Origin of the sequence: Pseudomonas sp. P9_2 (genome assembly GCF_034008255.1) — a bacterium.
Lineage (GTDB): Bacteria > Pseudomonadota > Gammaproteobacteria > Pseudomonadales > Pseudomonadaceae > Aquipseudomonas > Aquipseudomonas synxantha_A.
Genome location: NZ_CP125376.1, coordinates 5778073 through 5803347, shown reverse-complemented (window position 1 = coordinate 5803347; position 25275 = coordinate 5778073). Strand labels below are relative to the sequence as shown.

Genomic DNA, 25275 nt, shown 5'->3' with positions numbered 1-25275 from the left:
TGTCAGGGCCTCATCGCAGGCAAGCCAGCTCCCACCTTTTGAATTGTGAATACAGTCAAATGTGGGAGCTGGCTTGCCTGCGATAGCGTAGTGGCTTAAGTGGAAATCTTGAGCCCGATGAGCCCGCAAATAATCAACGCCACACTCGCCAACCGAAACAACGCCATGGACTCCCCAAACAGGATGATCCCGGCAATCACGGTGCCCACGGCACCGACGCCGGTCCAGATCGCATAGGCGGTGCCCAGCGGCAGCTCTTTCATGGCCAGCCCCAGCAACCCAAGGCTGACGGCCATGGCGGCAATCGTCAGGGCGGTGGGCAGTGGCTTGCTGAAACCGTCGGTGTATTTCAAGCCGACGGCCCAGCCAACTTCAAACAACCCGGCAAAAAACAGAATGATCCAGGACATGATGACCTCGCTTCTACAAAGTGGGGTCGTCCCCTGGTTAGCGCCTGATAGCGTCGCGAGGTCGTCCTCGCGAAGCTTGCTAGAGTGCCGAAAACGGCTCAGGCGATCAAGCTTACGGGGCGGTTTCCAGGGCGCGACGGTCTTCCTTTTCGCTCATGCGGCGGAAATACGTCGACAGCAATGCGCCGGAAATATTGTGCCAGACACTGAACAACGCACTGGGAACCGCCGCCAGCGGCGAAAAGTGCGCACTGGCCAGCGCGGCACCCAGCCCGGAGTTTTGCATACCGACTTCCAGCGCCAACGACTTGCGTTGCGCCAGCGGCAACTTGAACAAGCGCCCGGTGAAGTAGCCCAGCAGGTAACCGAAGCTGTTGTGCAGCATCACCACCGCCATGATCAGCAGGCCCGATTCGGCAATCTTCGCCTGGCTCGCGGCAACCACGGCCGCGACGATGATCACAATACTGACCACCGACACGAGCGGCAGCACGTCCACCGCATGGCGAACCCGCTCGCCCAACACCCGTTGCGCCACCACGCCGAGCACGATCGGCAGCAGCACCACTTGCAGGATCGACCAGAACAGCTCCATGAACGATACCGGCAGCCAGGCCGAGGCCAGTAGCCAGATCAACGCTGGCGTGAGCAGTGGGGCGAGGAGGGTGGTGACGGCGGCAATCGCCACCGACAACGCCAGGTCGCCGCGGGCGAGCCAGGTCATCACGTTGGACGAGGTGCCGCTTGGGCAGCAGCCGACCAGGATCACGCCGACGGCAATTTCCGGCGGCAGGTGAAAGACCTGGCACAACAACCATGCCACGCCCGGCATGATCACAAAATGCGCGACCACGCCCAAGGCCACGCGCCATGGATGGCGAGCGACTTCGGCGAAGTCTTCAAGTTTCAAGGTCAGCCCCATGCCGAACATCACCAGGCCCAGCAGCGGGACGATGGCGCTTTTCAGGCCGATGAACCAGCTGGGTTCGAGGAAGGCGACAACGGCAAAGATCAACACCCAGTAGGCGAAGGTATTGCCGACGAAGCGGCTCAAGGCGGCGAGTGCACGCATGGGGATGTCCTTGTTATTAGAGTGTTGAATAGGGCGACGCGATCAAATGTGGGAGCAGGCAAGCCACACTGACCGTGCCCACATTGGATCGGTGTTGTTTAGATGCCCTGTGGGGTTTCTTCCCCGCCCAGCGCTTCCACCAACGCCGGCAGGAAGTCGCCGAAGGTCAGCATCATCAAGGTAAAGCTGGCATCCAGTTGGCCCAGGGCTTCGTCGCCGCCGTCCTGTTCCGCCTGGTCTTGCAGCAGGTCTTCGAATTTCAGGCGTTTGACGGTCATCTTGTCATCGAGCATGAAGGACAGCTTGTCCTGCCACGCCAAGGACAGTTGGGTCACGACCTTGCCGGTGGTCAGGTGCAGTTGGATCTCTTCGCCGGTCAGGTCCTGGCGCTTGCAGCGCACGATGCCGCCGTCTTCATGGGTGTCGCGCAGTTCGCATTCGTCGAGGACGAAGAAGTCATCGGCCGGTTTCTGGGTAGTGACCCAGTCGGTCATGATTGCGGTCGGTGCGGTTTTTACCGTCAGCGGACGGACGGGCAGGGTGCCGATCACTTCACGCAAGGTCGACAGCAGATCTTCGGCACGCTTGGGGCTGGCCGAGTTGACCAGGATCAGGCCCTGTTTCGGCGCGATCGCAGCAAAGGTCGACGAGCGACGGATAAAGGCACGCGGCAGGAAGGCCTGGATGATTTCATCCTTGATCTGGTCGCGCTCCTTCTTATAGACCTTGCGCATTTGCTCGGCTTCGATCTCTTCGACTTTCTCTTTCAGTGCGTCACGCACCACGCTACCTGGCAGGATGCGTTCTTCCTTGCGCGCGGCGATCAGCAAAAAATCTCCACTGACGTGAACCAGGGGAGCGTCTTCACCTTTACCGAAGGGGGCGACGAAACCGTAAGTGGTCAACTCCTGGCTTGCACACGGGCGCGCCAGCTTGGTGGCCATGGCCGCTTCCAACGCCTCGGCATCAACAGGCAGATCTTGGGTCAGGCGATAGATAAGCAGGTTCTTGAACCACATGGGGTGAGTCTCTCCTCTATACAAAGGGGGGCATTATTCTCTTGATCACGCCGTAGGCCAACCCTGCCTAAGCCATTGGAAGGGCTGAAAAAAAAGATTTAAGAAAGTGCTTGCCAGACATAGGGTCGCTACGTAGAATGCGCGCCACACCGAAACGAAGGGTGATTAGCTCAGCTGGGAGAGCATCTGCCTTACAAGCAGAGGGTCGGCGGTTCGATCCCGTCATCACCCACCATTCGCTTCATGTGTTACGCGCAGCGGTAGTTCAGTCGGTTAGAATACCGGCCTGTCACGCCGGGGGTCGCGGGTTCGAGTCCCGTCCGCTGCGCCATATTCGGTAACCTGGAACGCTGAACGCCAGGTCACCACAGAAAGCCCGCTTAATCGCGGGCTTTTCTTTGTCCGGAATATGGCAAAAAATCGTGCGGAAAACTTTTTTTAAATAAATTGCATTTAAATCAAGACATTACGATTTTTTGGTGTATGATGCGCCCACACCGAAACGAAGGGTGATTAGCTCAGCTGGGAGAGCATCTGCCTTACAAGCAGAGGGTCGGCGGTTCGATCCCGTCATCACCCACCATTCGCTTCAAGTGTTACGCGCAGCGGTAGTTCAGTCGGTTAGAATACCGGCCTGTCACGCCGGGGGTCGCGGGTTCGAGTCCCGTCCGCTGCGCCATATTCGGTAACCTGGAACACTGAACGCCAGGTAGCCACAAGAAACCCGCTCATTGAGCGGGTTTTTTTTCGCCTGCGATTTACCGCTCCTTACGGTGCGTTGCGGCTGTGACGGTAATCGCTGACCGCTTCATACACCGCCTTGCGCAACCGATTGATACCGCCGATGGGACGGTGCGCTTCCAAACCAAACCACGGGTTGAACGACTGGTTATCGCAGGCCAGGTTCTGCGCGGGAGTGTCGAAATCCTGAGCGGGAATCCTGACCTTGGCTACGGTTTCATACGGCGCGTCGCTTTCCTTCCATTCGATGCTGGTGTCTTCGATGGGCATGAACTTTTGCGGGTTCTGCCGTTGGATCTGCAGCACGAAACAGGCCGCTACGCGGTCGGTGGACAGTTGCTGATTGAGGGCGCTGCGCAGGAAGTTCGGCAGGGCCTGGTTCTGTTTGGGCAGCGCATAATCCGGGCAGCTTTGCGGGTCGGGGGCGACGCGAAACTTGGCGTTTGCCGCGCCAAACTTGTAGGGCGACACTGAAAAGTAAGTCGTCTGCGTCGGGCTGGCCGGTGCGGGCGCCAGCGTTGCCAGGGCGATAAACAGGTGACGTACTTGCCAACTGCGCGGGTCGAGCTTGGGAAAGAACGCCAGGACCTTCTTGCCATCCGCTTGCGCGCCGATGTTCTGCGCATATTCCGCGACATCGCTGACAAAGAAATTCGGGTGGCTGAACATCACGAAATCCTGCTCAGTGCGGGCTTGCTGGTCGGCCATCAGTTGCTTGCCCGGCACATCCAATAGCTTGATCGCCATGCCGCGGGCATCGCGGATGCTGTCGAATTGCGGGTAGGCGTTGCCGTTGGACAGGCGCATCGTCGCCTGCCAGATCTTGCCCGGCTCTGCGAACACGCCCTGGCGCAAGGCCGGGTCGAGATCCGCCAGAACGCTGACCTCGGCTTTCACGCAACCATGGGCCTTGGCATGGGCATCGCGCAGGTAGCGTGTGCCTTCGCGGTGCTGGTCAACGATGCGTACGGCGGTCTGGATGATGCCTTGGGTCATCGCTGCTTCACCCGGCGGGATCTGTTCATCCGCTGACACCGGGCCACTGTGCTGCCAGGCGAACCATACGGTCGCCAGTAGCCACCCCAACAGCCCAACGCCCACCAGCCACAACAGGGTTTTGCCGAGAAAAGCGCCGAGACGCAGCCAGAGACGAGCGAGCATGGAACGGTCCTTGTTGTTCGATCGGATAATCATGGCAGTTGGTGCTCCAGCGGGCCGCCCAGTACTTTGAGGTATTCGAGCAGCGCCCAGCGCTCCTGGGGCAGCAAGCCACGGCCAATGACGCCATTGCCCCGTGCGCCAGCACGGAACTCGTGGCCGCTGTTGTGATTGCCGGTGATTCGGGTATCGAACAGGAAGGCATTCTTGAACGAGGCGGTTTCAAAGCCCAGATGGCGTGGATCGTAGTTGAACGTGCCTTTATAGAAGGTGGTGCTGCGCTCGTCCTGGGGCGAAAGCAGTTGGTAGATCGTCGGCACCGAACCGTTGTGCAGGAACGGCGGGGTAGCCCATACGCCTGCCAGTGGTCGCGCTTTATAGGCGCGTAATTCGCGCACGCCAATCGGCAGGCCGAACCCATCCAGGCTCGGGCGCTCGGCCGGGGTCACGCCGGCGGCGCGGTAGGCATGTTCTTCGACAAAGGCGGTTACGTAGGCCAGCCCCTGGGCCACGGACATTTTTTTCAGATCCAGTGGCGCGGTGGGCGAAGGGTGTAGTTCAACATTGAGTTGGGCCAGTTCGGCCGGGTCCCATTGCAGGGCGCTGAGGTCATAACGCTGGTCGGCAATGTTGCTGGCGGTGCCGGGGTCGGTGCCGATGTAGTCCACCGGCAGCATTTTCAACTGCTGCACCGGGCGGCCATTTTCCTCGGTGACCGCGGGTATATGGCAGCCAGCACAGTTTTCGGCGAAGAGTGCGCGGCCCTGGGCGGCGAGGGGTTTGTCGATGGCGCCAAACAAGTCCTCCGGCCAGGTTGGCGGCTTGAGGCGTTGCAGGGTTTCTTCGATCAGGTGCAGGTCCCGCACGCGTACGCTGGACGGGTAGCGAGCGTCGCCCTGGAGCGGTTGGCCGGCACTGTCGAAGAAGGCCAGGGTTGCGCCTACACCAAGGGCTTCACCGATATTGCGCGCCATGGGTTGCTGAGCCGAGCCATTCCACTGCACCCAGTCGAATGTCCAGATATCCCACAACTGCGGGTAGTCCACTGGGGCATTGGCGACACGATAATTGTCGGGGGAAATAGCGTCGCCAAAGCTGGCATTGGCGATGCGCCCGAAGGCGTCAGTACGACCGGGGCCTTCTTCGGTGGGATAGAGGCCGCGATGGGTATCATTCCAGGCGACTTTGAGGAACTGGTTCAGCGATTGTTTGAAGTCCTGGCGCAGCTGATTGTGCTGGGTATCGTACTGATCACCCAGGACTTTGCGGGCGAAGCGCTCGAACTTCCACGGGTTGTAATACGTAGCGGCAAGGCTGGCGACCAGGGCTTGGCCAAAACTGCCGCCCCGCAAGGTGGGTACGCTGGAGGGCAGCACGTGTTGCGCCGAGCCACCGTCGATACGCAGGGCCTGGCCCTTGAAGTGCAATTGACCGGTGTGGCAGGCCGCACAGGTGATATCCAGGTATTGAACCTGGCTGTCGGCGTTCTGGTGTCGGGCAAAGCCTACCGGCAGGTTGCCAGGGTTTTGCGGGGTGGGCACTTGCTTGGGGTCGACCAGAAAACCAAAGCGCGCCAGGTATTCCGGCGCGGCAAAGCGTTGCTCGGAGAACGGCAGCTCCAGGGCCGTGAACCAGTCGTAGTGCAGGCCCTTTACCTGGGTGCCCTGGGGCGTGAAGTAGTAGGTCTGACGGTCAGCGGCACTCCATTGATCCTGGTAGTGCACCTGCTTTACTGGCACGTAGTCCGGTAGCTTGGGGTTGAGGGTGTAATAGAGCACCACGGCCAGAATCAGGCCCAGGGCGATCAGTATCAGGAGTAAAACACGGGAAAAAGTGCGCAAGATAACTATCCTTGTCGAATTGTCGCGTTGTTATGCCACTGCGCCACAGGTGCGGCAAGTAGCGATGAGCCTGCTGGCAGGCGGTCCCGCGATCCGTCGCGGTGCCCCATGATAAATGGAAATGCTTTTAAACACGTGAACTTATCAGAAGTTTCCTGCTCACATGCCGGTAGCCATTGGTCGTGGCCGCCTGATAAGCTCGCGACTTTATTCGAATGCCCTTTTGGCGCATGAACAAGGAAATAGCATGAAACAGCATCGGTTGGCGGCGGCGGTGGCCCTGGTTAGCCTGGTACTTGCGGGTTGTGATTCGCAGACCAGCGTAGAGCTGAAAACCCCGGCGCAAAAAGCTTCCTACGGCATCGGCCTGAACATGGGCAAGAGCCTTGCCCAAGAAGGCATGGATGACCTGGACTCCAAAGCGGTAGCCCAAGGCATCGAAGATGCTGTCGGCAAGAAAGAGCAGAAGCTCAAAGATGACGAGCTGGTCGAAGCCTTCGCCGCGCTGCAAAAGCGTGCCGAAGAGCGCATGACCAAAATGAGCGAAGAGTCGGCAGCTGCCGGCAAGAAATTCCTCGAAGACAACGCCAAGAAAGACGGCGTCGTCACCACCGCTTCCGGTCTGCAGTACAAGATCGTGAAGAAGGCCGACGGCGCACAGCCCAAGCCAACCGACGTGGTGACTGTTCACTACACCGGCAAGCTCACCAACGGCACCACCTTTGATAGCTCCGTGGATCGCGGCAGCCCGATTGACCTGCCGGTCAGCGGCGTGATCCCGGGTTGGGTCGAAGGCCTGCAACTGATGCACGTAGGCGAGAAGGTCGAGCTGTACATCCCGTCTGACCTGGCCTACGGCGCCCAGAGCCCGAGCCCGGCGATTCCAGCCAACTCCGTGCTGGTATTCGACCTGGAACTGCTGGGCATCAAGGACCCAGCCAAGGCAGAAGCTGCTGACGCACCTGCTGCACCAGCCGCCAAGAAGTAATCGGCGCCTGAGCACACAACGCCCCGTCTCGACGGGGCGTTGTTGTTTCTGGGTAAATCCGATAGAACCCGCAGCATTGCGCGCAGTCTGATGTAAGACTCGAGCACGGGTAGCCGCACATACAGGCCAAGTCAATGAAATCTTGGGTTTTTTTTATGTGCGCAAAAAACGCCCGATCTGACTGTAAGCCTTATAAACCGTGGCTTTCAGCTGATAAAACAGGCTCTGTTCACAAGGTTATCCACAATTTGTGTGGATAACCTTTTACCTCGCCTGGAACTGGAGTGTCTGATGAAACCACCCTTCAATTTCACCCGTTTTCTGCCCATGGCCGCGCGCCTGCTGGGCCGTGGACGTTTGCCGACCTTGCTGTTTGCCGTTGCGGCCAAAGGCTCAAGCCAGGGCAATCGCCTGGGCCAGCTCAAGGATGATCTCAAATTGCTCCAAGCCCTGTGCCTGGCTTACTGGCGCGGCGAATACCGAGCGATCAGCCCCAAGGCGTTGATCTCGGTGGTGGCGGGGTTGATGTACTTTCTGAGCCCGATTGACGCGATCCCGGACTTCATCCCGATGTTCGGCATGTTCGACGACATCGCGGTGCTGGCATGGGTCATGAAGACCCTGAGTGGCGAACTGAGCGCCTTTCGCGCCTGGCGGGATGCGCAACGCCCGGAAAAACTCGCGGTGGTTGAGCGCCTCCCTGCAACCCCTGAGCTGCTGGCCCAGGAAAACCCACAAAAAAACTAATGATGCCGGGGATCCCCCAGCGACCTTCGTGGCTGTTAGGATTACACTTCTAAGGAAAGAGCTTACTTAGTAAGTGTTTTTATCCTACGGGGCAGTCATGGATATTCAGATCATTTCACGCGATGGCGCACCCGAATATGCGGTGTTGCCATGGGACCAGTACCAGGCGCTGCTAAAAGCTGCCGGTCAGCAGCCACCTACACCCGCTTCTTCCCCTGCCGCCTCTGCCGCCTCTGCCGCCATCGACCAGGACCTGCGACCGCTCGCAGACCTGCGCGGCTTGCGTGAAGCCAAGGGCCTGGCTATCGAGACCCTGGCACGCACGGTGGGGATCAGCCCCTCGTACCTTGGTTTGATTGAAAGTGGTGAACGCCAGCCGGATGCCGCCATTCGCCGCAGCCTGGCCTGGGAATTGGGCGTGGCAGGTTGGGGGGATGAGTCTTGAGCCTACGTATCAGCCGTCAACACTGGGACGGGTTGCTCAACGAATTGGATCAGGCGCGTCGCCAGCGCCATTTGCTGACGTACCGGGCGCTGCTTGAGCGCCTGCAATTTCCGACGCCAGCCATGCAGACCCTGGCGGCTGCCCTGGAGCATCTGGCGGCGCTGGATGCCAAGGCCGAGCAGCCGCTGCGCAGTTCCCTGGTGATCAGCCAGGGTGCCAGCCGCCTGCCACGTACCGGGTTCTTTGAGTGTGTGGAGCGTCTAGGGCGCTTCAGCGGACCCTCCGATGGCGTGGCGGCTGCGTCCTGGCACGCTTCGGAAGTGGTGCGGGTGTTCGAGTACGAATACCCGGAATCCGCCGAGGCTTAAAGCGCTGCTGAGTACATGTCCAGGCTGTCGATCACATGGATGCTGTAGCCGGCCACGTCCTTGGCGTGGTGCTTGGCTTGCGAGGCCAATTCCGCCAACTGGCTGGCATCGAGTTGCGCACAGGCCTGTGGATACAGATGCACCACACCGATAGACAGCGATAGCAAGGCGAACTCCTGGCGCACGCCCTGGCGGTTGAGTGACACGAAGCAACCAGCATCGACGTGCTCGGCGCGGTAAAAGCGTCGGCATTGGGTATGGAAGTCGTCCAGCAACTGGTTGAGCCGCTTGCGCCAATCCTGCGGGCCCAGCACCAGCAAAAAGTCATCGCCGCCAATATGCCCGACAAAGTCGCGGCTGGGGTCTACCTGGTCGTTCAGGCATTGCGCCAGGCACAGCAGCACTTCATCCCCACGCCCGTAGCCGTAGATATCGTTGAACGGCTTGAAACTGTCGATATCCACATAACAGATCAGCGACTCGCGCTGTTGCTGCAACAGCCGAGTCAGGCATTGCTGGATCGGTACGTTGCCTGGTAGCAAAGTCAGCGGGTTGGCGTAGCGCGCCTGCTGGATTTTCAGTTCGGTGATCAGCTTGAGCACGTCGATCACCCGGCCCAGGCCCAGATAGTCACCGTTCAACGTGATGATGAAATCTTCTTCGATGCGCTGCCGTGCGCGGCTGGTCAACAAACGGCTGACCTGTTGCAAGGACTGGCTCAATTCCACCGCCAGGAAATCATCGCTCATCAAGCGGCTGATCGGTTTGCGCGCAAACAAGTCGGTCGCGAACGGCTTGAGCAGCGCGTCCGACAGCGAGTGTCGGTGCACAATTCCGATCGGGCGACCGCCGCCATCCAGCACCGCCAGTGAATTGAGATTGGCCTGGTGATGGAACGCTTCCAGCACTTGAGCCGTGGCGGTGTCTTGATCCACCGCTGGCTGTTCGTTCAGCAGGGCGCTGAGGTCACTGCCTTCATCGCTGAGGGCAGTCGTGGCGTTATCCGGCTTGGGCAACATCTGGCGCGCTTCCTGCGGTGTGCAAACTGCCTTGAACCAGGATTGAGCCCAATGCATTCAGCGGTTCGGTCACGGTCATGACGATCTCGATCAAAAAAAAAGGACCGCAGGCGTCAAGCCTGCGGTCCTTTCATTTCACGACAGAATGATGTCTATATGATGACACTGCGTGGAGCGGTCACATTAAATTGCCATCATTTACTGCTTGGCCACCTGCTTGGTGATCTTCAGGTAGTCGAGGAGGATCCGGCCAGTCTCGGCCAAGTAGGCATCGTCTTCCGGTTTGGTTTTATCCGCTTCGGTCGGCAAGGCATCTTCATCTTCTTTCTTCAGCTCTTTGAGCGGATCTTCACCCTTGGCTTTGCGGCGGGTGTTTTCCAGCACCAATTGCTGATTCTCGATGCTGGAGTGCTGTGCACGGCGATCCGCTTCGTTGAGGCTGACGGTTTTCTCTTCCATCAGCTTCTTGGCCAGGGCCAGCTTGTCGCGGATAAACACGAACTCGGCATCCTTGGCAGAGCGGGTGTCGTGGTCTGCTTTCAACTGCGTCAGGAACGGCTTGAACGGATCCGACGCCGGCTTGATCGCAGGGCGGATGGTGTCCCATGGCATGGCTTCAGGCAGCGCGCTTTCGCCGATTTCCTTGGTGTCGATAATCGACGGGAAATCGATATCCGGCAGCACGCCCTGATGCTGGGTGCTCTGCCCGGAAACCCGGTAGAACTTGGCCAGCGTCAGTTTCAGCTCGCCATGGTTCAGCGGCTGGATGGTCTGCACGGTGCCCTTGCCGAACGTCTGGCCGCCGATGATCAACGCACGGTGATAGTCCTGCATGGCACCGGCGAAAATCTCCGAAGCGGAGGCCGAGAGACGGTTGACCAGCAACGCCATCGGCCCCTTGTAGAAGGCGCCCGGGTTCTCGTCTTCCAGCACGTCGACACGCCCATCAGCATTGCGGACCAATACGGTTGGGCCCTTGTCGATAAACAGGCTGGTCAGCTCGGTGGCTTCTTGCAGGGAACCGCCGCCGTTGTTGCGCAGGTCGATGACCACGCCGTCGACTTTTTCCTTCTGCAGTTCCGTCAGGATTTTCTTCACGTCGCGGGTGGTGGACTTGTAGTCCGGGTCACCGGCACGGAACGCCTTGAAGTCCAGGTAGAAGGCCGGGATCTCAATCACGCCCAGCTTGTAGTCCTTGCCATCCTGCTTGAGGTTAAGGACTTTCTTCTGCACCGCCTGGTCTTCGAGCTTCACCGCTTCACGGGTGATGGACACGATCTTGCTGGTCTGGTCGTTCGGTGCGTTGGTGTGCGGAATCACTTCCAGGCGCACCACACTGCCTTTTGGCCCTCGGATCAGCTTGACCACTTCGTCCAGGCGCCAGCCGACCACATCGACCATCTCTTTGTCGGCCTGGGCCACGCCAATGATCTTGTCTGCCGGGGCGACCTGCTTGGTCTTGTCTGCCGGGCCTGCCGGTACCAAACGTACGATCTTGACCTGGTCATTGTCGCTTTGCAGGACGGCACCGATGCCTTCCAGGGACAGACTCATGTTGATATCAAAATTTTCCGCGTTATCCGGTGACAGATAATTGGTGTGCGGGTCGTAGGACATCGCGAAGGTGTTGATGTAGGCCTGGAAGATATCTTCGGCACGGGTCTGGTCCAGGCGCGCCAACTGATTCTTGTAGCGCTTGGTCAACAGTTCCTGAATGGCCTTGGGCTCTTTGCCGGCGATCTTCAAGCGCAGCACTTCGTCCTTGACGCGTTTGCGCCACAGGTCGTCCAGCGCTGCCGTGCTGGTCAGCCAAGGGGCATCCTTGCGATCCACCAGAAGGGTTTCCTTCTGGGTGAAGTCGAGCTTGTCGATGCCTTTGTTCAGCTCACCCAGGGCGAAGTCCAGACGCGCTTTGACGCGGTCCAGGTAACGCTTGTAGATGGTGAAGCCGGGCTGCAGGTCGCCGCCTTTGAGGAAGTCGTCGAACTGCGTCTTCCACTTGTCGAACTCAGCGATATCGCTGGCCAGGAAGTAGCTGCGCGACGGATCCAGCAGCTTGAGGTAGCTGTCGTAGATGATCACCGAGCGAGCGTCGTCCAGCGGCGGCTTGCTGTAGTGATGGCGCTTGAGCAACTCGACAACGTTAAGGCTGGCAATCACCTCATCGCGATCAGGCTGAAGGTTGTCCCAGCTATTGGCTGCGAACGTATTGGTCGACATCGACGCGAAGCCGAGACCAATGAAAAAAGCGAGGGCGGTGCTGGGGAACAGATGCTTCATGCTGATTCGACGCGGGGGCAATTGATAACGCATATTAGGCCGTCTTTGAGGGAGCCGGTTCCATATGGTCCGGTCGCATAATGCAAAAAGCCCGACGGTACTGCTACGGGCTCAGTCCAGACTCACTATGGAGGCACTGTGAAAGCATTGCAAGGCGTTGAGGGGCATGTGGAGGGTTAGAAGAACCCAGTCCTACATTCGATGTAGTCCATATTGCCAACAGCCTGACCGAATCCTGGATTGAAATGCAGTCAGTGTGGGAGCTGGCTTGCCTGCGATAGCGGTGCACCAGATGAAGAATTCTTCACTGTTGCACCGCTATCGCAGGCAAGCCAGCTCCCACAGGTTGATCTCTATTGATTCAGGTCCAGTGGTGGATCGGCCAGCCGGCCTGTTCGGCGTGGGCGCGCAACACCGGGTCCGGGTTCACCACCTGCGGATGGTCGACCTTGAGCAATAGCGGCAAGTCATTGCGCGAATCCGAGTAGAAATACGCCCCCTCCAGCGTTTCTCCTTCCTGCTCCAGCCATTCCAGCAGGCGCGTGATCTTGCCTTCACGATAGGTCAGCACGCCTATGGTCTTGCCGCTGTACACGCCGTGGCCGACGTCCAGGTTAATCCCCAACACTTCTTCAATACCGATACGCGCCGCAATCGGCGTGACCAGGTGAGTGCCCGAGGCGGAAATCACCAGGATCCGGTCGCCATTCGCACGGTGGCGGGCGATGGTCTTGGTGGCGTCGCTGTAGATCAGCGGCTCGATGACGTCCTCGACCCACGGCTCCACCAGATGCTCGATTTCTTCCGGGGTGCGGCCGATCATCGGCTCCAGGCTGAAGTCCATGAAGTCTTCCATGCGCAACTCGCCTCGGCTGTAGGCGTCCATCAATTCGTTGTTCCTGCGCATGAACGACTCAGGGTCTACCCAGCCCAGGCGGCCCATCTGCTCGCTCCAGAGGGTGGCGCAGTCGCCGTGGATCAGGGTGTCGTCCAGATCAAAAATTACCAATGCCATCCGTCATGTTCTCTCTCAATAGGTCGCTGCCTGTCAGGCTACTTCACACAGGGCGCTGGGGTCGATGGAAAGTGCCAGGCGCTGGCCGTCCGGGTGCAGGTCGTCGGCCGAGCGATTGAGCACGTCGACCACCAATTCCACGCCACGGGCTTCGATGCGGTAGCGAATCACGTTACCCAGCAAGCTGTGGCTGCGCACCAGCGCATCGAGCTCGCCGCTGCGGCTCAACTCGATGGCTTCAGGGCGAATCGCGATGCGCCCGCTGATCGGGCGTTGCAGTAACTGGCTGGCCTTGTCGGCGTCGAGCAGGTTGTAGTTACCGATAAAACCGGCGGCGAAGGCATCCACCGGCGCAGTGTAGAGGGTTTCGGCATCGCCGCTTTGTACGATCTTGCCCTGATTCATCAGAAAGATGCGGTCGGACATGGTCAGGGCTTCTTCCTGGTCATGGGTCACGAAAATCGTGGTCAGCCCCAGTTCGCGCTGGATCTGGCGGATCTGTTCGCGCAAGTGCTTGCGAATACGTGCATCCAATGCCGACAGCGGTTCATCGAGCAACAGCAGGCGCGGGCGGGTCACCAGGGAGCGGGCGAGGGCGACACGCTGGCACTGGCCGCCGGACATCTGGTGCGGATAGCGGCCGGCCAGCTCCTTTAGCTCAACCAATTGCAGCACTTCCTGCACGCGCTTGTGGCTGTCGTCGGCGTTGACCTTTTGCATGCGCAGGCCGAACGCAACGTTCTGCTCCACGGTCATGTTGGGGAACAGCGCGTAGCTCTGGAACACCATGCCGATCTGACGTTTCTGCGGGCTCAGGGGCACGATGTCCTGCCCATCCAGCAGGATTGTGCCGCTGTCTACCGAGGTTAACCCTGCGATGCAACGCAGCAGGGTGGACTTGCCGCAACCGGACGGGCCGAGCAGGGTGACGAACTCGCCCTTGGCGATTTCACAGTTGATATCGCTGAACACTGGCGTGCCTGTGTAGCTTTTTTGCAGATGTTGGACGCTGACGAAGCTCATTGGCTTTTGTCCTTGTTCAAGATATTGGCGGCCCAGGTCAGCACCAGCACAAAGAAGAAATAGGAGATCACAACGGCACTGGTGAAGTGGCCGCTGCTGTTGCGCATGTTGTTGAGGTACACCTGCAGGGTCTCGTAGCGCGTGCCGACGAGGATGTTGGCGAACACGAACTCACCGAACAGGAACGAGAACGACAGCAGCAATGCCACCATCAGGCCTTTGCGCAGGTTAGGCAGCACCACCAGGATCGCCGCTTGCCAGGTGCTGGCGCCGAGCAGTTGCGAGGCGTCCATCAGGTCGCGCAGGTTGATGGCTTGCAGGTTGTTGGTGATCGCCCGGTACATGAACGGCAGCGCCACGGTGAAGTAGCAACCGATCAGAATCCACGGCGTACCCACCATCGCCAACGGCCCGGAACCGTACAGTTGCAGCAAACCGACTGAAGACACCACCGGCGGCACCGCGAAGGGCAGCAGAATCAGAATGTTCATCAGCGCATCAAGCTTGGGAAAGTGGTAATGCACCACGAACAGCAGCGGCAAAATCAATACCACCGAAAGGATCAACGCGCCCACACACACCAGCAACGATTGCCCGAACGCCATCAGAAAGCGCGGGTCGCTCCACAGTTGTACGTACCATTTCACGCTGAAGCCGGCGGGCAGGATAGTCGCCGACCAACTGCTGGAGATCGAGTAGACAAAGGTGCCGATCAGCGGCAGTACCAGAATAAGGAACAGCAGGTACACCACTACCCGATGGTAGAGGGAGGCCGGGCCGGCATCAGCGCGAGACATGGTAGCTCCTCTTGAGCAGCAGTTGATGGACCACGGTGACCACCGTCATCAGCGCTACCAGCACCACGGCCAGGGCGCTGGCCATGTTCGGGTCCAGCGACACATCACCAGAGACCAGCCCCGCGATGCGGATCGGCAGCACGTTGAAGTTGCCGGTGGTCAGGGCGTAGACCGTGGCGTAGGCGCCAAGGGCGTTGGCCAACAGGATGACGAAAGTGCCAAGCAGGGCAGGGGTGAGCACCGGCAAGCCGATATGTCGCCAGAACTGCCAGCCATTGGCACCGAGCAGCGCAGCCGACTCACGCCAGTCTTCGCGCAATGCATCAAAGGCCGGGTAGAGCAACAGCACTCCGAGAGGAATCTGGAAGTAGGTGTAGAGGATGATCAAGCCGGTCTTGGAGTACAGGTTGAAGTCCTGAATGATCCCGGCCTGCTTGAGCATGATGGTGATGCTGCCGTTGAAGCCCAGCAGGATGATGAACGCGAAGGCCAGGGGCACGCCGGCGAAGTTGCTGGTCATGTTGGCAAAGGCCGTGACGAAGTTGCGCAGCGGCGAATCCACCCGTCGCAGTGAGTAGCTGCCCAGGGTGGCGATGATGATGCCGAAGATGCTGGAGTAGAAACTGATCTCCAGGCTGAGCTGAATCGCCTGCCGGTAGAACTTTGAACTGAAGATGCGGGTGAAGTTTTCCAGGCCCCAGCCGGACTCTTCGGTCTGAAGGCTGTTGATCAGCACCCATACCAGAGGCGCGATCTCGAACACGATAAAGAACAGTGCGAAGGGCACCAGGCACAGCAGGGCCAGCCATTTGCCGCGGGTCATCGAATTCACTTGAGCAACTCCCGGCACACCGGTTTGTCGTGCGGCACGCCAAGCAGCTCGCAAACGGTACCGCACAGATCGGTTTGTTTCGGCGCGGCGTCGGCATCCAGGCTGAAGGCGTCACCGAGGACAAACAGCGGCACTTCGCGCTCTTGCGGCAATAGGCCGTTGTGAGAGCGGTCGTTGTTCATGCCGTGGTCGGCCGTGACCAGCACCTGGTAGCCGGCGTCGAGCCAGCCTTGTAGGTAGTCGGCCAGGATAATGTCGGCCGAACGGGCGCTGTTGCGGTATTGCGCGGTGTCGAGGCCATGCTTGTGGCCGGCATCGTCGATATTCATCGGATGCACCAGCAAAAAGTTGGGCGCGTGCTTGAGCCGCAGGCTTTCGGCATCGGCGAACAGATGGGAATCCGGATAGTGGTCAGTCCAGTAGAAATGCCCGTGCTGGATCGTCAGCGCCTTGTTGTCGGTGTGGCGATCACGCGCGGCGACGAAGGGCGTGCGGTTGTACAACTCGCTGACCCAATGGTAAGCCGCCGCTGCCGTGGCCAAGCCAGCATCGGTGGCGTAGTGGAAAATGCTGCGCTGGTTGGACAGGCGCGAGACGTTGTTATGGACAATGCCGCTGTCAATCGGTGGCACGCCGGTGAGGATGCATTCATACAACGGGCGGGACAGGGCGGGCAGTTCGCATTCCAGTTTGTAGAGGGCTGCGCGTCCTGCGCCGACGTAGGCCTGCAAGTGCCCCATGGCGTGCCGGGCGACCTCGAAATTCAGGCCGTCGAGCACGACAAGGATGACAGTGTGCTTCATGGGGGCTGGGGCTCCGCAACAGGGGGTATGGCTCAGTATCAACTTGGAATGGGATCAAATGTGGGAGCTGGCTTGCCTGCGATGGCGGTGTATCAGTGGACACCAATGTTGAATGTCAGACCGCTATCGCAGGCAAGCCAGCTCCCACACTGACCGCACTTGTATCAGAGAGACCGATTACTTCATCTCTACGATGACCTGCTCGTTCCACATCTGCGGAAGCTTCTTGGACGTCGCTTCCCAGGCATCGGCATCTTTGATCGGCTGCGGGTTGGCCTTGGTGTATTGCTCGCCCGGGATCAGGTTCTTGGCGATATCGGCCGGCAGCTTCAGGTCGGTTTCCGCACGGATCGGACGCGCATTGCCCTTGGCCAGGTTGAGTTGGCCGGCATCGCTGAAGATGTATTCGCGGGTCAGCTTGGCGGCGTTCGGGTGCTTGGCGTATTTGTTGATGATGGTGGTGTAGCCCGATTTCACCGAGCCATCCGATGGAATCAGCACCACGTAGTCATCCGGGTTGGCCATCTTGGCTTTGTAGCTCAGGCCGTTGAAGTCCCAGACAATGCCAACTTCGACTTCGCCTTTTTCCATGGTGGCGATGGTCGGGTTGGACAGCGAGAGGCGACCTTGCTGGGCGATCCTGGTGAAAAACTGCAGGCCCGGTGCGATGTTTTTCTCGTCGCCCTTGTTGGCGATAGCGGCGGCGAGTACCGCATTGGAGGCTTGGGCTGCGGTGCTTACATCACCCACTGACACCTTGTATTTGCCGGTTTGCAGGTCGGCCCAACTGGTCGGGACTTCGGAGCCGTGCAGCAGCTTCTTGTTGACGATAAACGCGATGGTGCCGGTATAGGCCAGGGCCCAGTGACCGTCCTTGTCTTTTGCCCAATCCGGAACCTGCGCCCAGGTGGAGGGTTTGTAGGGCTGGGTGACTTCCTGCTTCACCGCGATCGGGCCGAAGGCTGCGCCCACGTCACCGATATCGGCACTGGCGTTGTCTTTTTCGGCTTTGAACTTGGCGATTTCCTGGGCCGAACTCATGTCGGTATCGATGTGCTTGAGGCCGTAGGTCTTGGCCAGGTCTTCCCAGGTGCCTTTCCAGTTGGCCCAATCATCGGGCATGCCGACGCTGTTGACGGCGCCTTCCGCCTTGGCGGCGGCTTCCAGGGTTTTTAGATCGGTATCAGCGGCCATGGCGGCGGTGCACATGGCAATGGTCGAGCCTAACAGTGATGCCAGGAAAAGCTGTTTCATCCGAAGCTCCTTTGGGCGTTTTACACGCGGCGTCTTATACGAACGTTGGCGAGGGTGTGGTCTAGGTCAGCAATACCTGAGCCAATTTAGGCCCGATGGATGACAGTTTCATGTCGATGTCGTTTTTGAAGCACGGGTGTCGCTCAGCTCAGACTTAGCGTAGACCATGCCCAACAGCCCGCAGGCCCTGGACTTGGCCGATGTATTGCAGGGGGTGGTGCAGGCGGTGGCTACCGGCTGTCATCTGTCGGTCATCTGTAATGCCTAGGCTGGCTCGCAGCAGCAAAAGCCCAGATAGAGCGCGATTTGTGCACCTGAACGGTGCTGGTCTAGTCCAGATAGGTAACGTTGATGCGGGATGAGGCAATCAAGGCGGTAACCTCCATCGGTCTGGCGCTGCAAGAGCAGATCGACCACGGCCTGTTGCCGCCAGCCAGCAAATTGCCCGCCGAGCGCAAGCTCAGCGAGTTGTTTGGTACCACCCGCATTACCGTGCGGGAAGCCTTGTTACAACTGGAGGCCCAAGGGCAGATTTATCGCGAAGAGCGCCGGGGCTGGTTCGTCTCTCCACCGCGGCTGGCCTATAACCTGATGCAGCGCAGCCACTTTCACGCGATGGTCAGCGACCAGGGGCGTGAGGCTTCCACGCAGGTCATTTCCGCACGCTTGCAACCGGCGTCGGCGGCGGTGTGCGCGTGGTTGCAGTTGCCGGCGTTGTCGAGCGTGATCCAGATTTGCCGGGGCCGCAGGATTGACGGACGCCTGGTGTTGTACGTGGAGCACTACCTGAACCCGCAGTATTTTCCGGGGATCCTGGCGTGTGATTTGAATCAGTCGATGACTGAGCTGTATGCCAGCAAATATGACTTGCACTACGGGCGGGTGCGTTTCGAGATTGTGCCAACCTCACTGCCGGTGGAAGCGGCCGCTGCGCTGCGCGTCTCGGTGGGCAGCCCGGGCTTGCGCATCGCCCGGGTTAACTATGACCAACACCAGCGCCTGATCGATTGTGACCTGGAGTTCTGGCGACATGATGCGATTCATGTTGGGGTGGATGTTATGGCGTCAGCGTCTTGATCACCTGATCCACATTGGTTTGCAACTCTGTCACCGGTTCGGCGCCGTCCACATTCAACACCAGCAGTGTGGAGCCACCTGCAGTGACAGCTGCTTTTACCGCGTCACTCGGCTGACGATGGTGCAGCACCACCGCCACTTCGTTGTCCTTGAGCTGCGCACTGAGTTTTTGCAGCGCTTCAGGCGTCCAGTCTGCGTCTGGGCGAGCATCGGTGCTGACCAGTTCCAGGTTCAAGCTGCTGATCAAATAGGCAAAGTGATCGCTCAAGCTGACTACACTCAGGTTATCGGCCTTGGCCAGGCGCGCCTCGCTGTCGGCGGTGAGCTTGAGCAGGCGTTGCTTGAGTGCAGCCAGGTTGGTATCGATTTTTGGTTTGGCGCCTGGGGCGAGACGGCTCAGGTCGGCGGCCAATACATCGGCCATACGGCCCAGATTGTTGCTCGATTGCCAGGGTTGGCTGTTGAGGCCATCGGTGACACCCGGTTGTACCGCAATGCCCGGCAAGCCACCGTCCACCGGGCGTGCAGCGTCCACTTCAACGATGCGGATATTGCTGCGCCGTGCCACGGGGTACAGCGGATCATCGGCCCACAGCGAGCGCAAGCCGATGGCGGCGTCGGCGTCCTGCGCCAAGGTGTTGAGTGCCGCCGCGCCGCGGCCGGTGAAGTAGGACACCTGCCGCGAGCCGGGTAGGTTGGCTGGCGCGGCGCGTTCAAGCTGCACGTCGGTATCCTTGAGCAGCACTTCGGCCAAACCGTAGGTAATGGGTAGCGAGGCCAACACCTTGACCGGTTTTACCGACTTGGCCTTGGTCAGCGCGGCATGGCCGAGGCCGTGATTGGCCTTGAATTCCTTCGGGTCAAAACCATCAACGGCAGCCAGTGCCGATGTACTGATCAAGCAAGCGATGGCCAGGGCCATTGGGCGAAAGACAGGGCGCATTATCCAAGATTCCCTTTGAGGCTGGGCACGGTGCCGCGAGCGATGGCGGCGAAGGCGAAGGCGATACCGGCAACCAGAATGATTGCAGCGCCGGACGGGATCGGCAGGTCGAAGATGATCGGCAGCAGGATGCCGCACAGGGTACTCACAGTGGCGATCAGCACCGAGACCCAGAAAAAACCCTTGAGCGATTGACTCAACAGGCGCGCCGCGGCGGCAGGGATCACCAGCAGCGCACCGACCAGGATCGCGCCGATCACCTTGACCGCAGCCACGGTGATCAGCGTCACCAGGATTACGAACAGGTAGTCCAACGTCTTCACCGCCACACCGCGCACCGCCGCCAGTTGCGGGTTGAAGCTGGCGAGCATGATGCGGTTGTACAGCGGCAATGCCAGGGCCATGACCAGCGAACCGACGATTGCCAGTACCAGCAAGTCATTGCCGTTGACCGTCAGTACCGAGCCAAACAAAACGTTTTCGAGGATATGCACGTTGATCTTGCCGGCCAGGATCAGCAGCAGGCTGGCGCCCAGCGCCAGCGACACCGACAGGAACACGCCGATCAAGGTATCCGGCGCCAGGCCGGTACGATTGCGCAGATAGTTGAGCAGGATGCCGAACAGCAGGCAGTAGCCGAACAGGCTGCCGTAAGGCCCGGTGTAGGGTTCCCCGAGCAGGATGCCCACGGCCACGCCGGTCAGCGCAGCATGGCCGACCGCTTCGGAGAAAAACGCAAAGCGCTTGACCACCACCAGCGTGCCCAGGCCGCCCAGCACCGGGCCGATCAGCAAGCCAGCGAGCAGGGCGTTGACCACAAAACCATAGGCCAGGGCTTCCGGCAGGTAACCGGAAGACGCCCAGCCCTGGACCATCAAGCGAAAGGCTTCATAACTCATTGTGCCGGGCTCCGCGGGTGAGTGGAAAACAGGGTCAGCAGGCGGTCCGGGGTCAGCGCCTCTTTTGGCGTGGCGTCGAACAGCACGCGGCGGTTCAGGCCGGTGACACGGTCAGCCAGGCGGCCGACGGCTTCCAGGTCGTGCTCGATCCACAGCACGGTGATCCCGGCCAGGCGCCAATCATTGAGCAGCCGTTCGAACACCTGGATGCCGGCTTCATCAAGGGCCGACATGGGTTCGTCCAGCACCAGCAATTGCGGTGCAGGGATCAGGCCCTGGGCCAGCAGCACGCGCTGGCGTTCACCGCCGGACAACGCGCCCATGCGACGCTTGCGTTTGTCATGCATGCCGACGCGCTCAAGTGCGTCACCGATCGCCGCTGCGTAATGCCGGGACAGGCCAAGGAACGCAGGCCGCCGTTGGCACATGGCAGCCATGAAATCGTCGACGGTCATCGGCAGGCCGCGGTCGAACTCCAGCGCCTGAGGCACGTAGCCAATGGTGCCGGGCGCGGCCGGCCACTCCAGGCTTAAACGGCCCTGGTGGGGCGTTTGGCCGAGCAGAGTCTTGATCAGCGAGCTTTTGCCGCCGCCATTCGGACCGACCAGCGCATGGATGCTGCCTGGCTGTACCTGGAAACTCACGTCGTCGAGGATCACGGTGCGCCCCAGGGTCAGCGAGACCTGGTCGAAGTTCAGGGTCGGGCCGACGCTGACGGCGTTCAGTTGTTGCGCCGCGGTCATGCCCCTGACTCCTGGATTGCGCGGACTACGGTGTTGAGGTTGCCGGTCATTTCCACTTCGTATTTTTCAGCGCTGTATTCGCCATAGGAAATATGCGACAGCGGGTACAGCTTGACCCCGGATTCACGCTGGATGGTCTCGACGTAGGTGGACGGGAAATCCATCTCCGAAAAGATCACCTTCACATCCAGGGCGCGCAGTTCATCGATGGTTTTCTTCAACTGGCTGGGGCTTGGCTCGATACCATGGGCCGGTTCTACCACTGCGGTGACTTCCAGGCCGAATTCGCGCAGCAGATAGTCGTAGGCTGCGTGCACCGTGGCAACGCGCAGGTCCGGGTTGGGGGCGCTGGTCAGCTTGGCCAGGGCGTCGGCGCGCATCTGGCGCAGGCGCTTGCCATAGGCGCGGGCGTTCTGGGTGTAGGTTTTGGCGTTGTCCGGGTCGAGCTTGCCCAACTCGCGGGCGATGTTGTTGACCTGGGCAATCGATGCACTGATCGACAGGAAGGTGTGCGGGTTGACCACCTTGCCCGCACCGCGCGCGGCATTGCCGGTGGCCGCCAGCAGCGGCACGTTGGCGTTGGCCTCGATCACCTTGATGTCCGGGCGCTCGCTGGTGGCGATCATGCGGTCGGCGAAGTCGTCATGGCCAACCCCGTTGAGCACGATCACGTCCAGGGTGCCGATGCGCTTGATGTCGTCGGCGCGGGGCTCGTAGGCGTGTGGATTGAAGCCGGCCGGGATCAGCGGTACCACTTCGGCCTTGTCGCCGACGATATTGGCCACGTAGCTGTAGTAGGGGTGGAGGGTGATGCCGATACGCAGGCGTTTCGCTGCTTCGGCATTCGCCAGGGGAGCGAGCAGCAGGCTGAGGAAGCTGACCAGTAACAGGCGCAACAGGGGCGATGAAATAGACATGGGCAATCGGTCTTCTCGTTCAGTGACGATGCTGGCGGGTCACGCCGGCATCGAATTGCGCAACCACTTGCTGCCAGCCGGCTGCGATCAGTGCCTGGTCAGTGAGGTCGGAGGGGGCGGCAAGATTGACGCTGCGGTTGAGCCAGATATCCGGCTCGTCGCTCTGCACGCGCATCAGCAGCGAGCCGCTGGTGGCCGGTGCCTGGCTCAAGCCCAGGTAGGCGGCCGAGGGGAGTAACTGCCAGCGATGGCCACCACGGCTGACCGAGCTGGCATCCTGGGCAAAGGGGGCGAAGCCTTCGTCGGCCAGTTGCTCAGGTGTCGGCAGGGCGCTTTGCTCCTGCTGCAACAAGTGGATTTCATCCAGAGTCACCCGCAGGTCGGCGTAGATGCCTTGCTCGGCGGCGCTCAGGTCACGGCGGGCGTCCAACTGGTGGCTTGGCAGCGCCGCAATTTCCTGGGTTTCACCGTGCAGCGCCACGACCGTGCCCGCCACCGCCAGGATGAGCAGGCACAGCAGCAGCACATAGAGCGTTTCATGGCCGGCACCGGCGGGGCGTACAACCTGTGTAGTACTCATTGCGCCTGGATATCCGCTTGGTCGATTTCCACCACGTGGCCGGGGCCTGCATCAAACAGCACATAGAACTCGGCTGCGGGCTTCTTGAAGGTCAGGGTCGAATCTTCACCGAGCTTGCCGGGCACCAGGATGGTTTCGTCGTAGCCGATCACATCCAGCGTCACGCCGGGTGCGCCACTGCCGTCGGAAAAGCCGCCCTTGCACTGGATCTGCTCGCCGGGGATTTCCTTGCATTCGCACATCGGGTTGTGGGCAAAGGCGGTGGTACTCAAGCCGGCGCACAGTAACAGTGCGGCGCGGGTCAGGCGCTTGAACGTCATGGTTTAACTCCTTGCTTGTTCAGCCAGGCAATGGTGGCAGGCGAAGCCTGGTTCAGCGGGATGGAACCCTGGTGCATGCTGCCGTCCCAGCCTTCCATGGTCACCCAGACTTCGGCGTCCACCGGTGTGCGTTCCGGCACTGGCAGGGCGGCGCCCATGCGGTATGGCGTACCGAAGAAGATCACCCCGGCGGCGCGCAGGCTGCGGGGTTTACCGATACGCAGGTAGGTGGCCTTGACTTCGTTGGCGCAGGTGTCACACAGGGCGGCGTTGAAGAATTTCATCGGCCCGGCCGGGTTCGGGCTCGGGCCTTCATTGCGGAACTCGGCCAGGGTCAGGCTCCAGGGGCCGACTTGCACTTGCCCGGCTACGCGCTCGCCGATACCGGTATCCCCGCGAAACAGTGCGGCGTCGGCGAAGTACTTGGGCATGAACCCCAGCGGTATCAGCAACAGCAGAACATTGATGTGAAAACGCCATTTCAGCCAGAGGGCGCGCAGTGGGGATGGCGGTACGGTCGCGACCTTGCTCATCGCTGTGCCTCCGAGGTTTTGGCGTGCATGGCCGGGATAGAAGCGGGTTGGCGTTGCGTCTTGGCTTCGCGCTTGAGGGCATTGAGGGTGGCCAGGGCCGTGCGCTTGGTCCAGATCAGCAAGCCGCTCAATACCATCATGCTCAGCACCAGGCCGAAGAAGGCCCAGATCAACTTGATCCACAAGCCGCCGAAGTCACCGGTATGCAACGGGCGCATCGACTCGGTGACGAACTCCAGGGGGGTGCGGTCGGACAACAGGTTCGAGACGGCAATTTCACCGTCATAGGGGTTCAGTTGCGCGGTCTGGAACATCAACGGGTACCAGCCGCGCCCGCCGATTTGCAGGTGGCTGTACGCGTTGCTTGGCATGAACACAAAGCTGGCGTCCAGCCCCGGGATTTTTTCGGCGGCGATGTCGATGGCCTTATCGATAGGGATCATCGGTGCCGGGACGCCCGACGCCGACAATGGCACCTTTTCACGGGCAATCACCGGCACGATGGGCTCACTGGAAATGGATATCTGGTTGTCGCTCAAGGCCGCCTCGATCAGGAACCAGGTGCCGGTGATTGAAATGACCGCGATAAACCAGATCGACCAGATGCCGCTCAGGCGGTGAAAGTCGCCCCAGAAGATCCGCGCACCGTGTCGGATACGCAGGGTAGGGCGCAGGAAACCTTTCCAGAAGCGTTTGTACACCACCAGCCCGGTGACCAGCGAGGCAAGCAGTGGCAAGCCCAGCGCGGATACCAGGTACCAGCCCCAGCTGTACCCATTGGTGAAAGGCACCAGCCACCAGCCATGCAGGGCGCGGGTAAATTGCTGAAAGTTGAACGAGGGGCTGATGCCCTGGATCGCTCCGGTATAGGGGTTGGCGTAGACGTCCACCGAGCGCCCATCCGGGTAGCTGAGGCCGACGCTCAGGGCGAAGTGCGACTCATCCGGGCGAATGATGGACTGGACGATTGCCTTGGGCTCATCGCGCTTGATGGCCGCGATCACCTGGTCAAAGCTCAGCGGCTGGGCGTCATCCGACGGCTTGCTCGCACGGATATCCGGGTTGGCCAGCCACACGATTTCCTGGCTCACCACGGCCAGGGTGCCGGTGACACAGACGATCAGTACAAAGAACCAGATGGGCAACGCCAGCCAGCTATGTACGAGAAACCAGAGTTTGGAGCGTGACTTCTTCGACATATGAATGAGGGTCTTGAGCGAAGGGGGCAATGAAAGCCCGGAAAAGGCCAGTCGTAGCTTTTGCTGACGCGACGGGCTGTATCTAAATTAAGACGAATGAGAATGAGAAATCCCTAAGGCGCATATGAAAGAAAATGTTTCAGGTTCACATTCAGGCCGGATTTGAGAGCTGATCGAACACGCAATACACCGGCCCCTAGGCGTTCAGCGGCTTGCGTGAGGCCGGGCCTGACCTCCAGGGACGTGATCATG

25 protein-coding genes, 4 tRNA genes and 1 pseudogene are annotated in these 25275 nt (G+C 60.1%); 9 read left to right on the top strand and 21 right to left on the bottom strand.

Going from position 1 to position 25275, the window contains the following annotated elements; genetic code table 11:
- Positions 1-95: 95 nt before the first annotated feature.
- From sugE to rdgC, 3 genes are all read right to left on the bottom strand, one after another.
- A complete protein-coding gene (sugE, locus tag QMK52_RS25385) occupies positions 96-410 on the bottom strand; it encodes a quaternary ammonium compound efflux SMR transporter SugE (protein ID WP_010211634.1) in 315 nt (104 codons plus the stop codon).
- 112 nt (positions 411-522) lie between these two features.
- Positions 523-1482 (bottom strand): bile acid:sodium symporter family protein, encoded by a 960-nt coding sequence (locus QMK52_RS25380; protein ID WP_005786701.1) that lies wholly within the window; start codon positions 1480-1482, stop codon positions 523-525.
- A 98-nt stretch (positions 1483-1580) separates the two neighbouring features.
- The gene (gene rdgC, locus QMK52_RS25375) at positions 1581-2501 is read right to left on the bottom strand and encodes a recombination-associated protein RdgC (protein ID WP_005786703.1); all 921 of its coding nucleotides are present in this window, start codon (positions 2499-2501) and stop codon (positions 1581-1583) included.
- Between the two features lie 159 nt (positions 2502-2660).
- On the opposite strand from rdgC, the gene QMK52_RS25370 reads away from it, so the two are divergent.
- The 4 genes from QMK52_RS25370 (at position 2661) to QMK52_RS25355 (ending at position 3180) form a co-directional block, all read left to right on the top strand.
- Positions 2661-2736: transfer RNA gene (locus QMK52_RS25370), tRNA-Val, on the top strand.
- A 19-nt stretch (positions 2737-2755) separates the two neighbouring features.
- Positions 2756-2832: transfer RNA gene (locus QMK52_RS25365), tRNA-Asp, on the top strand.
- Positions 2833-3008: 176 nt separating this feature from the next.
- Positions 3009-3084, top strand: a tRNA-Val gene (locus QMK52_RS25360).
- Positions 3085-3103: 19 nt separating this feature from the next.
- A tRNA-Asp gene (locus QMK52_RS25355) sits at positions 3104-3180 on the top strand.
- Positions 3181-3269: 89 nt separating this feature from the next.
- On the opposite strand, the gene QMK52_RS25350 is transcribed toward QMK52_RS25355, so the two are convergent.
- Both QMK52_RS25350 and QMK52_RS25345 read right to left on the bottom strand, forming a co-directional pair.
- A complete protein-coding gene (locus QMK52_RS25350) occupies positions 3270-4403 on the bottom strand; it encodes a catalase family protein (RefSeq protein WP_005786705.1) in 1134 nt (377 codons plus the stop codon).
- A 29-nt stretch (positions 4404-4432) separates the two neighbouring features.
- A complete protein-coding gene (locus QMK52_RS25345; protein ID WP_005786707.1) occupies positions 4433-6241 on the bottom strand; it encodes a di-heme-cytochrome C peroxidase in 1809 nt (602 codons plus the stop codon).
- 247 nt (positions 6242-6488) lie between these two features.
- On the opposite strand from QMK52_RS25345, the gene QMK52_RS25340 reads away from it, so the two are divergent.
- The 4 genes from QMK52_RS25340 (at position 6489) to QMK52_RS25325 (ending at position 8789) form a co-directional block, all read left to right on the top strand.
- Positions 6489-7229, top strand: a complete 741-nt coding sequence (locus QMK52_RS25340) for an FKBP-type peptidyl-prolyl cis-trans isomerase (RefSeq protein ID WP_005786709.1) — start codon at positions 6489-6491, stop codon at positions 7227-7229.
- Between the two features lie 291 nt (positions 7230-7520).
- A complete protein-coding gene (locus tag QMK52_RS25335) occupies positions 7521-7976 on the top strand; it encodes a YkvA family protein (protein ID WP_005786711.1) in 456 nt (151 codons plus the stop codon).
- Positions 7977-8073: 97 nt separating this feature from the next.
- Complete coding sequence (locus QMK52_RS25330; RefSeq protein ID WP_320403617.1) at positions 8074-8421, top strand: helix-turn-helix transcriptional regulator; 348 nt, start codon at positions 8074-8076, stop codon at positions 8419-8421.
- Positions 8418-8789 carry a hypothetical protein gene (locus QMK52_RS25325; protein WP_005786715.1) on the top strand — a complete coding sequence of 124 codons (372 nt, stop codon included), beginning with the start codon at positions 8418-8420 and terminating at the stop codon, positions 8787-8789. Before QMK52_RS25330 ends, QMK52_RS25325 begins: the two co-directional genes overlap by 4 nt.
- On the opposite strand, the pseudogene QMK52_RS25320 reads toward QMK52_RS25325, so the two are convergent.
- The 8 genes and pseudogenes from QMK52_RS25320 to QMK52_RS25285 all read right to left on the bottom strand — a co-directional run.
- Positions 8786-9826: pseudogene (locus QMK52_RS25320) on the bottom strand (GGDEF domain-containing protein); the annotation flags it as partial. The gene QMK52_RS25325 and the pseudogene QMK52_RS25320 sit on opposite strands and share 4 nt — an antisense overlap.
- Positions 9827-10006: 180 nt before the next feature.
- Positions 10007-12088, bottom strand: a complete 2082-nt coding sequence (locus tag QMK52_RS25315; RefSeq protein ID WP_228309648.1) for a carboxy terminal-processing peptidase — start codon at positions 12086-12088, stop codon at positions 10007-10009.
- 361 nt (positions 12089-12449) lie between these two features.
- On the bottom strand, positions 12450-13103 hold the full coding sequence (locus tag QMK52_RS25310; protein WP_320403616.1) for an HAD family hydrolase: 654 nt from the start codon (positions 13101-13103) through the stop codon (positions 12450-12452).
- 33 nt (positions 13104-13136) lie between these two features.
- The gene (locus QMK52_RS25305; RefSeq protein ID WP_320403615.1) at positions 13137-14126 is read right to left on the bottom strand and encodes an ABC transporter ATP-binding protein; all 990 of its coding nucleotides are present in this window, start codon (positions 14124-14126) and stop codon (positions 13137-13139) included.
- Complete coding sequence (locus QMK52_RS25300) at positions 14123-14923, bottom strand: ABC transporter permease (RefSeq protein ID WP_032876990.1); 801 nt, start codon at positions 14921-14923, stop codon at positions 14123-14125. Before QMK52_RS25300 ends, QMK52_RS25305 begins: the two co-directional genes overlap by 4 nt.
- Positions 14910-15746 (bottom strand): ABC transporter permease, encoded by an 837-nt coding sequence (locus QMK52_RS25295; RefSeq protein ID WP_194440666.1) that lies wholly within the window; start codon positions 15744-15746, stop codon positions 14910-14912. The genes QMK52_RS25300 and QMK52_RS25295 overlap by 14 nt, the downstream gene beginning before the upstream one ends.
- 5 nt (positions 15747-15751) lie before the next feature.
- The gene (locus QMK52_RS25290; protein ID WP_005786725.1) at positions 15752-16558 is read right to left on the bottom strand and encodes an alkaline phosphatase family protein; all 807 of its coding nucleotides are present in this window, start codon (positions 16556-16558) and stop codon (positions 15752-15754) included.
- 177 nt (positions 16559-16735) lie between these two features.
- Complete coding sequence (locus QMK52_RS25285; RefSeq protein WP_005786727.1) at positions 16736-17812, bottom strand: ABC transporter substrate-binding protein; 1077 nt, start codon at positions 17810-17812, stop codon at positions 16736-16738.
- 351 nt (positions 17813-18163) lie between these two features.
- Here QMK52_RS25285 and QMK52_RS25280 point away from each other — a divergent pair, with 351 nt between their 5' ends.
- Positions 18164-18889 (top strand): UTRA domain-containing protein, encoded by a 726-nt coding sequence (locus tag QMK52_RS25280; protein WP_320403614.1) that lies wholly within the window; start codon positions 18164-18166, stop codon positions 18887-18889.
- Here the strand turns inward: QMK52_RS25280 and QMK52_RS25275 are convergent.
- The 8 genes from QMK52_RS25275 to QMK52_RS25240 are packed head-to-tail and all read right to left on the bottom strand — an operon-like array spanning position 18870 to position 25023.
- Positions 18870-19832, bottom strand: coding sequence for a metal ABC transporter solute-binding protein, Zn/Mn family (locus QMK52_RS25275; RefSeq protein WP_320403613.1), 963 nt, complete (start codon positions 19830-19832; stop codon positions 18870-18872). The two genes, QMK52_RS25280 and QMK52_RS25275, sit on opposite strands and share 20 nt — an antisense overlap.
- Positions 19832-20731, bottom strand: coding sequence for a metal ABC transporter permease (locus QMK52_RS25270; protein WP_005786732.1), 900 nt, complete (start codon positions 20729-20731; stop codon positions 19832-19834). Before QMK52_RS25270 ends, QMK52_RS25275 begins: the two co-directional genes overlap by 1 nt.
- Positions 20728-21474 (bottom strand): metal ABC transporter ATP-binding protein, encoded by a 747-nt coding sequence (locus QMK52_RS25265; RefSeq protein ID WP_005786733.1) that lies wholly within the window; start codon positions 21472-21474, stop codon positions 20728-20730. The genes QMK52_RS25270 and QMK52_RS25265 overlap by 4 nt, the downstream gene beginning before the upstream one ends.
- The gene (locus QMK52_RS25260; protein ID WP_005786735.1) at positions 21471-22391 is read right to left on the bottom strand and encodes a metal ABC transporter substrate-binding protein; all 921 of its coding nucleotides are present in this window, start codon (positions 22389-22391) and stop codon (positions 21471-21473) included. The genes QMK52_RS25265 and QMK52_RS25260 overlap by 4 nt, the downstream gene beginning before the upstream one ends.
- A 19-nt stretch (positions 22392-22410) precedes the next feature.
- Positions 22411-22971: a DUF6162 family protein gene (locus QMK52_RS25255; RefSeq protein WP_005786737.1), complete on the bottom strand. Its 561-nt coding sequence runs from the start codon at positions 22969-22971 to the stop codon at positions 22411-22413.
- The gene (locus QMK52_RS25250) at positions 22968-23291 is read right to left on the bottom strand and encodes a hypothetical protein (RefSeq protein WP_005786738.1); all 324 of its coding nucleotides are present in this window, start codon (positions 23289-23291) and stop codon (positions 22968-22970) included. Before QMK52_RS25250 ends, QMK52_RS25255 begins: the two co-directional genes overlap by 4 nt.
- Positions 23288-23824, bottom strand: a complete 537-nt coding sequence (locus tag QMK52_RS25245) for a hypothetical protein (RefSeq protein WP_005786740.1) — start codon at positions 23822-23824, stop codon at positions 23288-23290. The genes QMK52_RS25250 and QMK52_RS25245 overlap by 4 nt, the downstream gene beginning before the upstream one ends.
- Positions 23821-25023, bottom strand: a complete 1203-nt coding sequence (locus tag QMK52_RS25240) for a PepSY-associated TM helix domain-containing protein (protein ID WP_005786742.1) — start codon at positions 25021-25023, stop codon at positions 23821-23823. The genes QMK52_RS25245 and QMK52_RS25240 overlap by 4 nt, the downstream gene beginning before the upstream one ends.
- Positions 25024-25275: the final 252 nt, after the last annotated feature.

Coding starts and splice junctions, on each gene's coding strand:
- QMK52_RS25255 (WP_005786737.1), bottom strand. CDS start 22,971: ATGAGTACTACACAGGTTGTACGCCCCGCCGGTGCCGGCCATGAAACG.
- QMK52_RS25300 (WP_032876990.1), bottom strand. CDS start 14,923: ATGTCTCGCGCTGATGCCGGCCCGGCCTCCCTCTACCATCGGGTAGTG.
- QMK52_RS25295 (WP_194440666.1), bottom strand. CDS start 15,746: ATGACCCGCGGCAAATGGCTGGCCCTGCTGTGCCTGGTGCCCTTCGCA.
- QMK52_RS25350 (WP_005786705.1), bottom strand. CDS start 4,403: ATGCTCGCTCGTCTCTGGCTGCGTCTCGGCGCTTTTCTCGGCAAAACC.
- QMK52_RS25380 (WP_005786701.1), bottom strand. CDS start 1,482: ATGCGTGCACTCGCCGCCTTGAGCCGCTTCGTCGGCAATACCTTCGCC.
- QMK52_RS25330 (WP_320403617.1), top strand. CDS start 8,074: ATGGATATTCAGATCATTTCACGCGATGGCGCACCCGAATATGCGGTG.
- QMK52_RS25335 (WP_005786711.1), top strand. CDS start 7,521: ATGAAACCACCCTTCAATTTCACCCGTTTTCTGCCCATGGCCGCGCGC.
- QMK52_RS25305 (WP_320403615.1), bottom strand. CDS start 14,126: ATGAGCTTCGTCAGCGTCCAACATCTGCAAAAAAGCTACACAGGCACG.
- QMK52_RS25260 (WP_005786735.1), bottom strand. CDS start 22,391: ATGTCTATTTCATCGCCCCTGTTGCGCCTGTTACTGGTCAGCTTCCTC.
- QMK52_RS25245 (WP_005786740.1), bottom strand. CDS start 23,824: ATGAGCAAGGTCGCGACCGTACCGCCATCCCCACTGCGCGCCCTCTGG.
- QMK52_RS25310 (WP_320403616.1), bottom strand. CDS start 13,103: ATGGCATTGGTAATTTTTGATCTGGACGACACCCTGATCCACGGCGAC.
- QMK52_RS25275 (WP_320403613.1), bottom strand. CDS start 19,832: ATGCGCCCTGTCTTTCGCCCAATGGCCCTGGCCATCGCTTGCTTGATC.
- rdgC (WP_005786703.1), bottom strand. CDS start 2,501: ATGTGGTTCAAGAACCTGCTTATCTATCGCCTGACCCAAGATCTGCCT.
- QMK52_RS25265 (WP_005786733.1), bottom strand. CDS start 21,474: ATGACCGCGGCGCAACAACTGAACGCCGTCAGCGTCGGCCCGACCCTG.
- QMK52_RS25315 (WP_228309648.1), bottom strand. CDS start 12,088: ATGAAGCATCTGTTCCCCAGCACCGCCCTCGCTTTTTTCATTGGTCTC.
- QMK52_RS25250 (WP_005786738.1), bottom strand. CDS start 23,291: ATGACGTTCAAGCGCCTGACCCGCGCCGCACTGTTACTGTGCGCCGGC.
- QMK52_RS25240 (WP_005786742.1), bottom strand. CDS start 25,023: ATGTCGAAGAAGTCACGCTCCAAACTCTGGTTTCTCGTACATAGCTGG.
- QMK52_RS25285 (WP_005786727.1), bottom strand. CDS start 17,812: ATGAAACAGCTTTTCCTGGCATCACTGTTAGGCTCGACCATTGCCATG.
- QMK52_RS25290 (WP_005786725.1), bottom strand. CDS start 16,558: ATGAAGCACACTGTCATCCTTGTCGTGCTCGACGGCCTGAATTTCGAG.
- sugE (WP_010211634.1), bottom strand. CDS start 410: ATGTCCTGGATCATTCTGTTTTTTGCCGGGTTGTTTGAAGTTGGCTGG.
- QMK52_RS25280 (WP_320403614.1), top strand. CDS start 18,164: ATGCGGGATGAGGCAATCAAGGCGGTAACCTCCATCGGTCTGGCGCTG.
- QMK52_RS25340 (WP_005786709.1), top strand. CDS start 6,489: ATGAAACAGCATCGGTTGGCGGCGGCGGTGGCCCTGGTTAGCCTGGTA.
- QMK52_RS25270 (WP_005786732.1), bottom strand. CDS start 20,731: ATGAGTTATGAAGCCTTTCGCTTGATGGTCCAGGGCTGGGCGTCTTCC.